Genomic DNA, 12,811 nt, shown 5'->3' with positions numbered 1-12,811 from the left:
TTCCCGAGGTTTTTTGTTGAAAACCTAAGCAGAAATCCCTTCCTTCAGCGCTTTGATTTCATCGCGGATTTTCGCAGCCTTGATGAAGTCCAGATTCTTCGCGGCGGCCTCCATTTCCTTCTGCTTCTTGGCAATCAGCTGCTCTAAATCTTCCGCGTTGTAGTTCGCACGGTCTTCCGCCACGCTTTTCAGGATTTCCTTTTGGGTGTACTTTTCATCAGGGAAATCTTTCGCCCTGCCAACCAGCGCCTCGGAAATTTTCTTGTTCACCTGCTTTGGCACTATGCCGTGCGCCTCGTTGTATTCCTGCTGCTTTCTGCGGCGGTAGTCCGTTTCTTCTATCGTGCGCTGCATACTGCCCGTGATGCTATCAGCATACATTATCGCCTTTCCGTTAATGTTCCTTGCCGCACGGCCTACCGTCTGAATCATCGAGCGTCTTGAGCGCAGCATCCCTTCCTTATCGGCGTCCAGAATGGCAACCAGCGAAACTTCCGGCAAATCCAGCCCTTCGCGCAAAAGATTCACGCCGATTAATACATCGAAGAGCCCCGTGCGTAAATCCTGCATAATCTGTATGCGTTCCAGCGTTTCCACATCGGAATGGATGTAGCGGCAGCGTATGCCAAATTTCGTGAAATACTTGGTAAGCTCTTCCGCCATTTTCTTGGTTAATGTGGTCACCAGCACTCTCTCGTCAATTTCTGCGCGCTTCTGGATTTCCTCCATCAGATCATCAATCTGATTAATCGTCGGGCGGATTTCAATTTCCGGGTCCAAGAGGCCAGTTGGGCGGATGATTTGCTCCACGAAAATGCCGCCGGTTTTTTCCAGCTCGTAATCTGCCGGCGTTGCCGAAACATAGATGACCTGATTCTGCATCCCTTCAAATTCCTCGAATTTCAGGGGCCTATTGTCCAAAGCTGCAGGCAAGCGGAAACCGTATTCCACCAGGGCTTCCTTCCGGCTTCTGTCGCCACCGTACATTGCGTGAACTTGTGGAATTGTAACATGGCTTTCATCGATGACCATCAGATAATCTTTCGGGAAATAATCCAAAAGGCAGAAAGGTCGTGTTCCCGGCAGCCTTCTGTCGAAATATCTTGAGTAATTTTCGATGCCGCTGCAGTAGCCCAGCTCCTTCATCATTTCCAGATCCAGCTCGGTTCTTTCCTGTAAGCGCTTGGCTTCCAGCGGTTTTTCCAATTCGGTGAAGAAATCTACCTGCTTTACCAAATCGTCCTGTATTTCGCGGATTGCCGTTTGCTGCGTTTCCTTTGTCGTCACGAAAAGGTTGGCAGGGTAAATTTGAATTTGCTCAAAATCCGATTCCACATTTCCAGAAATCGGGTCGAAAGTTTGGATCTTCTCAATCTCATCACCGAAAAACTGAACACGGATGGCATTATCCGCATAAGCCGGGAAAACATCCACCACATCACCTTTCACGCGGAAAGTTCCGCGCTGAAACTCGTTGATTGAGCGGGAATAAAGCGCATTCACCAGGGCGTGCAGCAGCGCGGTTCTCGTTACTTTTTCGCCTGCCTTTATGGAAATCAGCGACTTGTGGAATTCCGTGGGATTGCCGATACCGTAGATGCAGGAAACCGACGCCACGATGAGCACATCCCTTCTCCCGGAAAGCAGGCTTGCCGTGGCGGAAAGCCGCAGTTTTTCCACTTCTTCATTGATGCTCAAATCCTTTTCGATGTAAGTTCCCGACGAAGCGATGTAGGCTTCCGGCTGATAATAATCGTAGTAGGACACGAAGTATTCCACCGCGTTTTGCGGGAAAAACTCCTTGAACTCCATAAAAAGCTGCGCTGCCAGGGTTTTATTGTGCGCCAGCACCAAAGTAGGCCGCTGCACATTGTTCACCACATTGGCTATGGTAAAGGTTTTTCCAGAACCTGTAACGCCGAGCAAAGTTTGGTACTTCTCTCCCACTTCTATACCTTCCGAAAGTTTCTGGATGGCATTCGGCTGATCACCTGTCGGCTTAAAATCAGATTTCAGTTGGAATTTCATTTTTAGCTTAAGTATTGTAAATCAAATAGTTGCAAAGGTGATTGACTGCTATACCTCAATACTTGATGGATAAATCAAGCTGACCGCCAAAACCTTCCTTTACAATTTTTTGCAGCGTTGAAATTCTCGCTTCCTTAATATCATTTTCAATCTTGGAAATGTAAGATTTCGTGGTACCCACCTTCTCTGCAAGCTGCTGCTGTGTGAGGCCCTTTTCCAGCCTTGCCTGCTGAATCATCGCACCGATTTTAAAATTTTGATAACCGGTTTCAAGCTCATTTCTGTCCTCAGAACCAGCTTCACCAAAATTTTTAGTTTTAAATTCTTCGAGTGATGTTAAACTTTTTTTCATTTTTGCGTTACTTTTTCCGAATAGTATAATTCCTTGATTTTCAATGCCGTTTCAATTTCTGACCTTGGTGTTTTTTGCGTTTTCTTCTGAAAACCGTTGGCAACAACAATTAATTTGCCTTCATCGAAAAAACAGAAAATCCTGAAAATATCGCTGCCGTGCTTTACTCTGATTTCGTAAAGTCCATCCGTACTTTCAATATGTTTGAGGTAAGTTTCAGGAATTCTCTCCAAATCTTCAAGCAGCTCCAAAGTCCACACTATTTTAGACTTCACTTTCTTGTTCAGTTTCTCAAAAAATTTTTGGAAATAATCCCTGAAAAAAAATACTTTTCTGTATTTCATACCAAACCTTCTGCAAAGTTAAAAGTTTTCCTTTAGTGCAACAGAAAAAACACACTTTATTTGCCAGGCTTCTTCACGCCCTGAAATTCTTTCAGGTAAAACGGCTCAAAGTAAGCGACATCTACAAAGTCTTTATTTTCAAATTTTTGGGAGGCAGCTCTCACCATAAATTGAGCAGAAGGAAAAACTTCAGGCTGGAATTCCGCCTTCACTTTTAAAACTTCTGACGCCTTTTTTGCACCGTCACCCACGAAAAGAATTTTTCGGTTTTCAAGTTCGGCAAAAGAATTTTCATCCAAAATAAGGTTGGTGGCAACCTGAATTTCCGCACCGGTTTTCCCGTCGTAAATTGCCGTGTAAACCTCCATCCTTCTGGCATCAATCAGCGGAACAATGTAATCAAATCCCTGATTTTCAAAAGGTTGCACCATTGATAGCATCGTATCCACAGCAATCATCGGGATTTCCATTGCAAAGCAAAAACCTTTCGCCGAAGCAGCGCCAATCCTCAAGCCCGTGTATGAACCGGGCCCTTGGCTCAATGCCACGGCATCCAAATCCTGTAGAGAAATTTCCGCACCCTCCAAAGCCCATTCCACAAAGCGATGCAGCTTTTCGGACTGCTTGTACCCATCCGAAATTTCTTCGCAAAGGCACAGCAATTCCCTGCCTTCCGAAACGGCTACGGAACAGTTTCTCGACGAGGTTTCCAGGTGCAGAATTTTCAAACTTAAAGTGTTTTGTAAATCGTTTGCGCTTCCAGCTGGGCTTTCGGGTAGATCGTTAAATCCGAAATGGAAACTCGGTTCGGAAGATTCACGCAGTACGAAATCACATCGGCAATATCTTCCGCCAGCAAGGCTTCGTAGCCTTCGTAAACGGCGGCAGCACGGGTTTTATCGCCCTTGAAACGCACCTCCGAAAACTCCGTAGCCACAGCACCAGGACGAATGTTCGTCACCTTGATTCCAAACTCGGTAAGCTCCGCCCTCATCCCTTCAGAAATACCGTCCACCGCCCTTTTGGAAGCGCTGTACGCAATGCCGTTTCGGTAAGTTCTGAGCGCAGCGATGGAGCTGATGTTCACAATATGGCCGCTTTTTTGCGCCTTCAACCGTGGAATTATCAGCTTGGAAACATACAGCAGCCCCTGCACATTTCCGTCAATCATCGCGTCCAAGTCTTCTATGGAAGCGTCTTCCAGCAAATCCAGGCCGTGCGCATTTCCGGCGCTGTTCACCAGAATATTTATGGTGGAAAAATCTTTCGGGATGGAATTTATCGCCTTTTCCACCTCTTCGAATTTCCGCACATCGAAAACCAGGGTGTGCACTTCGGTTTTCTGGGAAAGCTCGTTCGCCAAACTTTTCAGCAAAGCTTCTCTTCTTCCGCAAAGGAGGAGTTTCTTGCCCTGCTCTGCGAAAATTCTTGCCGTGGCCTTTCCTATGCCAGAAGTTGCACCGGTGATTAATGCTGTCATTTTAATTGTTAAAAAATTAACGGTGAAAGTTTTATTTCATATCCGAAAGCACATTTACCGCTTCCTGCAGATAAATGTCCCTGCGAAGATTCTTAATCCAGTTTTCGGTTTTTTTCTTATAAATATCATCCTTGGTCTCGCGAACAATTTCATCCTTCGTTAAGGTAAACTGCAAGCCGTTGTTGAATTTTTGCAGCGATTCAAACTTTTTAATCTGTTCCTTGCGCTGCTTCATCAGCTCATCAAATTTTGCCCGGTTTACGGTGATGCGTTCCTCTTTATCCAGTGATTCTTTCCACTCTACAGACTGTATTAAAAGATTGTACTGAGGGTTTTCCTCAAGCCTCGCCGCGCTGCGTACCGCCAATTCATTCGGGTTTACTCTGTCCACTGGCTGAAATTTTACCGCCGGGATTTTATCCCACGCCAATGCGAAATCCACATATCGCTCGCCCACTTCTGCGTGGCTGAAAAGGTCTTTCATTTTGATATCAGCCTCGATGCCCTTTCTTTGCGTGGATTCTCCCGTTACCCTATAGAATTTCTGAATCGTCATTTTCAGCGAGCCGAAATCATCGGAGGTATCTAGAAAACGGTTCAAATCCACGAAGGTTTGCACCGTACCTTTCCCGAAACTTTGCGGCGAGCCAAGCACCACTGCACGGCCATAATCTTGCATTTCGCCGGCAAGAATTTCCGATGCCGAGGCGGAAAATTCGTTCTGCATAATGAGCAGCGGCCCCGTCCATATTGGGCTGTTAGTCTTGTTTCGGAGGGTCTGGATCTTACCGTTGCCATCCTTTACCTGCACATACGGCCCTTCGTTCATAAACAGGCCCATAATATCGCCAACTTCCGTGAGCGAGCCACCGCCGTTATTTCTAAGGTCGAGGATGATGCCCTGCGCTCCTCCCGCCTTCAGCTTTAGGAGTTCTGCCTTTACATCATCACTGGCGTTTCTGCCCTTCGGATCATTGAAGTCCGCATTAAAGCTAGGTAAATAAATGAAGCCGTATTTTTTTCCGTCTTTGGCAGTGATCATAATGCTTCGTGCAAATGTATCCTCTATGGAAACTTCCTCGCGGATCATCGTCACCTCCTGTACGGTACCGTCTTTTTTCTGTACCGTTAGCGTTACCGGCGTTCCTTTGGCACCGCGGATCAGGCGGACAGCGTCCTCGCTCAGCATTCCTATGGCATTCACTGCCTGCTCTTTTGGTTTGGATTTTATTTTTAAAATTTTATCCCCCTCCGAAAGCTGTTTAGATTTCCACGCCGGCGCACCTACGGTAAGCTCGCCAAGCTCCAGGTAGCCCTTGCTTTCCTTGATGAGCGCCCCGATTCCGATGATTTTCCCGACAAACTGCGTATCGAAATCTTCCTTGTCCCTTGGCGAAAAATAATTGGTGTGTGGATCGAAAACCAGCGTGTAGGAATTCATATACCTGGAAAACCAGTCCATTTTTTTTACTTTTTTTATCCTCTTAAAGGAATTGCCAAGCAGGTCTTTCACTTCGGAAGTTGCCTTCGTCATTTTTTCCTCCGGCGTCAGGATTTTCACATTTACAGTATCCGGTAGTTTGTTCCTCTGGAAGGAATCCTTCTTTTTCTGCTGAGATTCTTCGCGGGATTTCAGAGTTTCTATTTCCTGTAAGATATTGTATTTGATGAATTTTCGCCACTCGGCATACATTTCCTTCTGGTCTCTCGGCGCGGTCTTTACCTTGGGTTCCAGCACAAGGCTTTCATCTTCATTGAAATTAATCGGCTTGCTGAATATGTCCTTCGTGATCGCCTCAGCATCGTCAATCCGCTTCATTAGCCTGTCGTGGGTCAGGTTGAAAAAGGTAAGGTCGCCTGTTTTCAGATAATCATCAAGCTTTGTTTCGTGCTTTGCAAATTCATTCATATCCGACTGCAGAAAGTAGCGCTTCGAAGGGTCGATATACTCAAAATATTTCTTGTAAACATCCGCAGAGTAGGCATCATTAATGGGCTTCGGGCTGTAATGGAGATAGGAGAGTGTGTTCTTCACACTCACCATAATGGTGGACATTTTCTCATTATCATCCTTCGGCGCATTAAAGCAGAACATCAGCGTGGTAAGCGGGATGAACAGCAGTAAGGTGTTTAGTTTCAGTTGTTTAAATATATTTTTCATAAAAGGCAAAAGCGCTTTGCTGGCGCGAATTTTTAGCCACCAAATTTAAGACCTATTTCCTGATTTTGGCTTTAAATTTACTTAAATTTGCGGAAAATGAAAAAATGACAGAGAAACCACTGATATTAGTGACAAATGACGACGGCATAACGGCACCTGGTGTAAGGCACCTCACCGAATTTATGAACGAGATAGGCGATGTAATCGTGGTGGCGCCCAATTCCCCGCAAAGCGGAAAAGGCCACGCCATCACCATCAATTCTACCCTGATGTTCGAAGAAATCAGCCTGGAAGGTCCGCAGCGCGATTTTTCCCTCGGCGGAACACCGGTGGATTGCGTGAAGTTTGCGCTGGATAAAATTTTGCCGCGCCGCCCGGACCTTGTGGTTTCCGGCATCAACCACGGTGCGAATTCCTCCATCAATGTCATCTATTCCGGCACGATGAGTGCCGCTGTAGAAGCCGGTGTGGAAGGGCTTCAGGCCATCGGTTTCTCTCTGCTGGATTTTTCCTGGGATGCCGATTTTCTTCAGGCTAAAAAATTCATCCAAAGCATTGTGCGCCGCGTTCTGGAAAACTCTTTGCCAAAGGGCGTTGTGCTGAATGTGAACATCCCGAAACTTCCTGAAAATGAGATAAAGGGCGTGAAAGTCTGCAAGCAGGCCGATGCAAAATGGGAAGAGAATTTTGACGAGCGCGTGAACCCGCACGGCAAGAAATACTACTGGCTTACCGGGTACTTCAACAATATGGATGAGAGCGCCGATGCCGATGAGAACGCGCTTTCCGAAGGCTACATTTCAATTGTTCCGGTGAAGTTCGACCTTACGGCTTACGAACATATCGGCACTCTGCGCCAGACTTTGGAATTTTGATTTAAGTCAGCATTCCGCCATCCACATTCAGCACCTGGCCTGTAACATACGCCGACAAATCGCTGGCAAGGAAAACGCAGGCATTAGCCACATCTTCCGGCAAGCCGCCGCGTTTCAATGGGATGCCATCCCGCCAAGTTTGCACGGCTTTCTCATCGAGCGCTGCCGTCATTTCCGTTTCAATGAAGCCTGGCGCAATCGCGTTACAGCGGATGTTTCTGGAACCAAGCTCCAGCGCCACGGATTTTGTAAAACCTATGACACCGGCCTTGGAAGCGGCATAATTCGCCTGGCCAGCATTGCCCTTCACACCAACCACCGAAGTCATATTAATGATAGAGCCTGCCCTGGCTTTCATCATCGGCTTGGTAACGGCTTTTGTGAGATTGAACACGGAATCAAGGTTTACGCGCAGCACCGCATCCCAATCTTCTTTGGACATCCTTAGCAGCAGATTGTCTTTGGTAATTCCGGCATTGTTGATGAGCACATCTACCGCACCGAAATCTGTAAGTACCTCATCCACAAGCTTTTGCGCTGCATCAAAATCGGAAGCATCCGATTGATATGCCTTAACGCTGTCGCCAAACTGCGCCGAAATTTCGTTGGCTTTTTCTACCGAGCCTGCGTAAGTGAAGGCTACTTTTGCGCCCTGTTTCACGAAGGCTTCTACGATGCCTTTTCCTATTCCGCGAGTTCCACCGGTTACAATCGCCACTTTTCCTTCAAGTAATCCCATTTACAAAATTTTTTATATCGAATTATTAATCACGAGGACAATCTCACCCTTTAAATTTTTACTTTCAGCAAACTCAATTAACTCATTGATTGTCCCTCTTTTAGTTTCTTCAAACTTCTTCGAAATTTCACGGCTAAGACTTACCTTTGTTTCTTCGCCGAAAAAAACTTTTATCTGCTGCAAAGTTGAGTTTATCTTGTGTGGACTTTCATAAAGCACCACGGTTTTTTTCTCTTCCGCCAATTGTTTCAGCTTGGTTTGCCGGCCTTTTTTCTGCGGTAAAAATCCGGCAAAAAGGAATTCATTATTCGGCAAGCCGGAAACTACGAGTGCCGGAACGAAGGCCGTAGCGCCGGGCAAGCAAATCATTTCCAGGCCTTCATCTGCCACCGCTTTTGCAAGAAGATAACCAGGATCGGAAATTCCGGGCGTTCCTGCATCGGAGATGATGGCGATGTTCTGCCCAAGCTTCAAATCCTGAATCACCTTTTCCGTAGCCTGATGCTCATTGTGCATATGATAGGCTTTCAGCGGCCGTGAAATTTCGAAATGTTTAAGCAGAACACCAGAAGTCCTCGTGTCTTCGCAAAGTACATAATCCACTGATTTCAAGACATTTACCGCCCTGAAAGTCATATCTTCCAAATTTCCAATCGGCGTAGGAACGAAATAAAGTATGCCTGACAAAACTACAGGAATTTGTTCTCCACCAAAGACCAAAGCCGCTGTGCATACTCATCAACTTTCTTCCAATTTCGGTCGTAATAAACTTCGCTCAAATATTCCTGCGCCTCTTCCAAAGTCTCGAAAGAATTGAGCGTTTTAATGGAATCGTTCAGATCGGTTTGGCTATTATTAAACAAATTTTTAGTGAAGGCAATGCGGTCGTTCAAATCTAATTTGAAGTCAGGTTTAGTCTTTGTATGAGTTTGATTTTCAGAAGTTAAGCTCAAAAAATTATCCTCTGTGTGCTCATCAAAAAGTGAAGGTTGATTTTTGCTGAAAGCCTTGATATTGGCGAGCTTAATTTTGTTGCCTGTCTGCTGAACAGGGGTTTCTGGAATTTCCTGCTTTGCATTTTCTGAGAGAAACTTTTCTTCCTGCAAAATTTCCTCCTCACGGATCCTAACATTTTTTTCGTATAGATTCTCATCAATTGTAGCTTCAATGAGCATTTCTTCCTGCTGAAGATCGGACAATTTTTTGGCTTCTTCCTCCGCACTCATTTCCCTTGCAGGCTCCGCTGTGCTGTACTTTTTCCAATAATTTTCCAAAAATTTTTCCGTATCTACCTCTTCTGTAGAGAAAGCTTCAGCGCTAAACAATGAATCTTCCGAGGAAATTTCTGGCTCATCCTGAGACACGGGTTCGCGAACAGTTTCTAAAAAATTCATCTCTGAAACTTCAGAAATATCATCCTTTTCTACTGGGTTTTCCGATATTTCTGCATTCGTGAAAGATTCGACATCTTCCTGTAATCGTTCAATATTGATATCTTCCTCCTCAACGATTTTTTTTGAGTTTATTAACTGGTTTTCAATGGGATACATAGGCGGTTCTTCCATTGGTAAATCTCCAAAACTTAGGAGAATCCTAAGCGTTTCTGCAAACTTTGGCAGCTCCTTCAGCTCATTTATTTTTTCCACTAAATCTTGCGGAGAATTGAGTTCTGACAATTGTTTAAGCCGTATTTGACATTCGTTGAAAATAAATTCGGCAGATTCTTTGAGGGCTGTCTTCATCGGGCAAGGAGGTTTTTAAATTTCCGTAATTTTGGAGATTATTTTACGGCTAAAATAGCAAATGTTTTTAGAAAATACAATAAACCACAGCAAGCAGAGCGGCTGGATGGAAGTCATCTGCGGCTCAATGTTTTCGGGAAAAACCGAGGAGCTGATACGCAGGTTGCGGCGCGCCGAAATGGCGGGACAATGCGTGGAAATCTTCAAGCCGAGCATCGATTCCCGGTACGATGAAAGCAATGTGGTTTCGCACAACCAGACGAAAATCCGTTCCACGGCGGTGCATTCGCCGAACGAAATTTTACTTTTGGCGAGCGATTGTGAAGTGGTGGGTATTGATGAAGCGCAGTTCTTCGACGAGAGCATTGTGGAAATAGCTAACACATTGGCAGACAGTGGAATACGCGTGGTAATTGCTGGTCTTGATATGGATTTTTTAGGCCGCCCTTTCGGCCCGATGCCTTACCTGATGGCAACGGCAGAATATGTGACGAAGGTTCACGCGATTTGCAGGCGGACAGGAAATTTGGCAAATTACTCGATGAGAGTCAGCGGTGGCAACCAACTGGTGGAGCTGGGGGAAACCGAAAAATATGAAGCCGTGAGCCGGAAAATTTTTGTAAAGGAAGTAAAAACTAAAAGGGGATGAGGTACAGCGTAAGAGAACTCGCTGAGCTGACCAATTCGCAGTTTGCTGGGGATGCGGAACTAGTCATAGAAAATATCGCGATTGACAGCCGAAGCATTTTCTCTTCTGAAAAAACTGCTTTTATTGCTATACGGACGGCTCGGAATTCCGGAGAAAAATTTATCACCGATGCTGTTTCTAAGGGTATCAAGGTTATTATTTCTGAGAGTTTAGAAATTGATAATCAGGACATTACATGGATAAAATGTAGCGATGCGATTTCGTTTCTTCGCCGGCTTGCAATAGCCCATCTGAATAATTTTTCTAGGATGACGAAGATCGGAATTACCGGAAGCAACGGGAAAACGGTTGTGAAAGAATGGCTATACCAATGTCTGCTGCCAGAGTTCCGCACCGTGAAAAGTCCTAAAAGCTATAATTCTCAAATTGGTCTGCCGTTATCCATCCTCCTTGCGGATGCCCAACATCAACTAGGAATTTTCGAGGTTGGGATTTCTCAACCAGGCGAAATGGAATTGCAGGAAGAAGTGCTGCAGCCAGAAATTGGGGTGCTTACGAATGTTGGCTTCGCTCACTCGTCTCATTTTCAGAGTTTTGAGCAACATGTAGAAGAAAAATTAAAACTCTTTCAGAATTCAAAAGTCATTTTTTACAACGGTGATGATACCCGAATCACTGCAGCAGTTCGAGGAAAATTCGACAGAAAACAAATTATTAGCTTCGGTTTATCACCCCAGAATGACATATACCCGATAAAAGCCGCAGATGATACAATCTGTATTGTAATTAATAATTTTAAGGTTAAACTCTCATTACCAATCTGTTACAAGGATGACCAATTTCTATGCAATGTTCTTATCATCGCAGGAATATTAAATTATTTTAATTTCTCTCCAGAAAAAATTTCTCAAAAAATTTCTCAGCTTCGTCCAATAGAAATGCGGATGGAGAGCGTGAAAGGAATACGCAGGAACCTAATAATTAATGATTCTTACACGCTGGATAGGGACTCTTTATCCGTTGCTTTTCAGTCACTTCAGGAGTATCAGAATGAAAACAAAATTTTGATCATCAGCGATTTTGCAGAAGTCCGGTCTCCGGAAAAATTTTATCCAGAAATCGTTAAATTAATCAACGCTCAAAGTTTCAGCAGAATTATTTTAGTGGGCGAAGAATTTCCTAAATACCAGCACGGCCTCATTGCTGATACCCATTCTTTCCCAGACACACAAGCTCTTTTGCAAAGCGGAATCCTTACGCTCATTTCCCACTCACTGATCCTTGTTAAAGGCGCAAGGAAATTCCGGATGGAAGATATTTCAAAATTCCTCCAGCTGCAGAAGCACGATACAGTTTTGGAAATAAACCTTAATTCCCTGCTGCACAATATCAACCGCCACCGTGACTTCCTGCGCCAGGAAACCAGGCTAATGGCAATGGTAAAAGCCAATGCCTACGGAGTAGGTAGTTTCGAAATTTCGGAATTTCTTCAGCATCATCATATTGATTATCTGGGTGTTGCGTTCGCAGACGAGGGCGCGGAACTGCGGAAAAAAGGCATTACGGTACCCATTATGGTAATGAATCCCGAACAGCACAGTTATGGTACTGTAATTGATTTTGGGCTGGAGCCAGAGATCTACAGCTTTCGCGTGCTGGAGCTTTTTTCGAAGGCTTTGGCGGAAAAAGGGATTCAGGAGGCATTCCCGGTACACATCAAGCTAGAAACAGGGATGAACCGCCTTGGCTTTGAGGAAAAGGGACTTATGGAGCTCGCAGCGCTACTAAAGACTAAAAATGTGGTGGTGAAAAGTATTTTCAGCCACTTTGCTACCGCGGATATGCCCGAGGAAAGTGGTTTCGTCCACTTTCAGGCAGAAAATTTCGAACGGATGTCCGCAAAACTAAGCGAGGAATTAGGCTACAGGCCTATGCGCCACATCTGCAACAGCGCCGGAATTAGCTTATTCCCTGAATATCAGTATGATATGGTGAGGCTGGGAATTGGTATGTATGGAATTTCTGCCAACAGACTGCTCCAGAATGAGCTGCAGCCGGTAGTGGCGTTCAAGACAGTAATCTCTCAGATATCGGTGCTAAAACCCGGCGAAACCGTAGGGTACGGCAGAAGATACTCCGCTGCTAAAGAAACGAGAATCGCCACTATCCCAGTGGGCTACGCAGATGGAATTCGCCGCTCGCTGAGCGGGGGTAAAGGCAGTGTATCCGTAGGTGGCAAACTTTGCCCCATCGTAGGTTCTGTGTGTATGGATATGCTGATGATAGACCTCGGCGATGCTGCCGCGGAGGAGGGTGATGAGGTCATCATCTTTCACAATGACCCGTCGCTCCAAGACTTTGCAAATTATTGTGATACAATACCTTACGAAGTTTTAACATCCATTTCTTCAAGAGTAAAACGCATTTACATCAAAGATTAA

12 protein-coding genes are annotated in these 12,811 nt (G+C 45.1%); 3 read left to right on the top strand and 9 right to left on the bottom strand.

Translation table 11 applies throughout. The annotated features are described in order from the left end of the window. Positions 1–24: 24 nt before the first annotated feature. Genes uvrB through IMZ16_RS06525 form a run of 6 tightly spaced genes read right to left on the bottom strand, consistent with a single transcriptional unit; the run spans position 25 to position 6,356 of the window. Positions 25–2,028, bottom strand: coding sequence for an excinuclease ABC subunit UvrB (gene uvrB, locus IMZ16_RS06550; protein ID WP_193439370.1), 2,004 nt, complete (start codon positions 2,026–2,028; stop codon positions 25–27). A gap of 55 nt (positions 2,029–2,083) precedes the next feature. Continuing rightward, on the bottom strand, positions 2,084–2,380 hold the full coding sequence (locus IMZ16_RS06545; RefSeq protein WP_193439369.1) for a helix-turn-helix domain-containing protein: 297 nt from the start codon (positions 2,378–2,380) through the stop codon (positions 2,084–2,086). Continuing rightward, positions 2,377–2,724 carry a type II toxin-antitoxin system RelE/ParE family toxin gene (locus IMZ16_RS06540; protein WP_193439368.1) on the bottom strand — a complete coding sequence of 116 codons (348 nt, stop codon included), beginning with the start codon at positions 2,722–2,724 and terminating at the stop codon, positions 2,377–2,379. Before IMZ16_RS06540 ends, IMZ16_RS06545 begins: the two co-directional genes overlap by 4 nt. Positions 2,725–2,780: 56 nt before the next feature. Then, the gene (gene tsaB / locus IMZ16_RS06535; protein ID WP_193439367.1) at positions 2,781–3,452 is read right to left on the bottom strand and encodes a tRNA (adenosine(37)-N6)-threonylcarbamoyltransferase complex dimerization subunit type 1 TsaB; all 672 of its coding nucleotides are present in this window, start codon (positions 3,450–3,452) and stop codon (positions 2,781–2,783) included. Positions 3,453–3,454: 2 nt separating this feature from the next. Beyond that, complete coding sequence (locus IMZ16_RS06530; protein ID WP_193440818.1) at positions 3,455–4,210, bottom strand: SDR family NAD(P)-dependent oxidoreductase; 756 nt, start codon at positions 4,208–4,210, stop codon at positions 3,455–3,457. A gap of 25 nt (positions 4,211–4,235) precedes the next feature. Further along, the gene (locus tag IMZ16_RS06525) at positions 4,236–6,356 is read right to left on the bottom strand and encodes a carboxy terminal-processing peptidase (RefSeq protein ID WP_193440817.1); all 2,121 of its coding nucleotides are present in this window, start codon (positions 6,354–6,356) and stop codon (positions 4,236–4,238) included. A 113-nt stretch (positions 6,357–6,469) separates the two neighbouring features. Between IMZ16_RS06525 and surE the strand changes: the two genes are divergently transcribed. Then, positions 6,470–7,240 (top strand): 5'/3'-nucleotidase SurE, encoded by a 771-nt coding sequence (surE, locus tag IMZ16_RS06520; protein WP_193439366.1) that lies wholly within the window; start codon positions 6,470–6,472, stop codon positions 7,238–7,240. Position 7,241: 1 nt separating this feature from the next. Here the strand turns inward: surE and fabG are convergent, their stop codons facing one another. From fabG to IMZ16_RS06505, 3 genes are read right to left on the bottom strand one after another with little or no spacing between them, the layout of a single operon-like run. Further along, positions 7,242–7,979, bottom strand: coding sequence for a 3-oxoacyl-[acyl-carrier-protein] reductase (gene fabG / locus IMZ16_RS06515; protein ID WP_193439365.1), 738 nt, complete (start codon positions 7,977–7,979; stop codon positions 7,242–7,244). A gap of 12 nt (positions 7,980–7,991) precedes the next feature. Beyond that, positions 7,992–8,666 carry a 16S rRNA (cytidine(1402)-2'-O)-methyltransferase gene (gene rsmI, locus IMZ16_RS06510; protein ID WP_193439364.1) on the bottom strand — a complete coding sequence of 225 codons (675 nt, stop codon included), beginning with the start codon at positions 8,664–8,666 and terminating at the stop codon, positions 7,992–7,994. Positions 8,667–8,668: 2 nt separating this feature from the next. Further along, positions 8,669–9,721, bottom strand: a complete 1,053-nt coding sequence (locus tag IMZ16_RS06505; RefSeq protein ID WP_193439363.1) for a hypothetical protein — start codon at positions 9,719–9,721, stop codon at positions 8,669–8,671. A 61-nt stretch (positions 9,722–9,782) separates the two neighbouring features. Between IMZ16_RS06505 and IMZ16_RS06500 the strand changes: the two genes are divergently transcribed. Together IMZ16_RS06500 and IMZ16_RS06495 are read left to right on the top strand one after the other, a co-directional pair. Further along, positions 9,783–10,370, top strand: a complete 588-nt coding sequence (locus tag IMZ16_RS06500) for a thymidine kinase (protein ID WP_073180008.1) — start codon at positions 9,783–9,785, stop codon at positions 10,368–10,370. Further along, a complete protein-coding gene (locus IMZ16_RS06495) occupies positions 10,367–12,811 on the top strand; it encodes a bifunctional UDP-N-acetylmuramoyl-tripeptide:D-alanyl-D-alanine ligase/alanine racemase (RefSeq protein WP_193439362.1) in 2,445 nt (814 codons plus the stop codon). Before IMZ16_RS06500 ends, IMZ16_RS06495 begins: the two co-directional genes overlap by 4 nt.

It is taken from the genome of Cruoricaptor ignavus (assembly GCF_014961145.1).
GTDB lineage: Bacteria > Bacteroidota > Bacteroidia > Flavobacteriales > Weeksellaceae > Cruoricaptor > Cruoricaptor ignavus.
The sequence above is the reverse complement of the archived record's forward strand: the minus strand, read 5'-3'. Positions and strand labels throughout refer to the sequence as shown.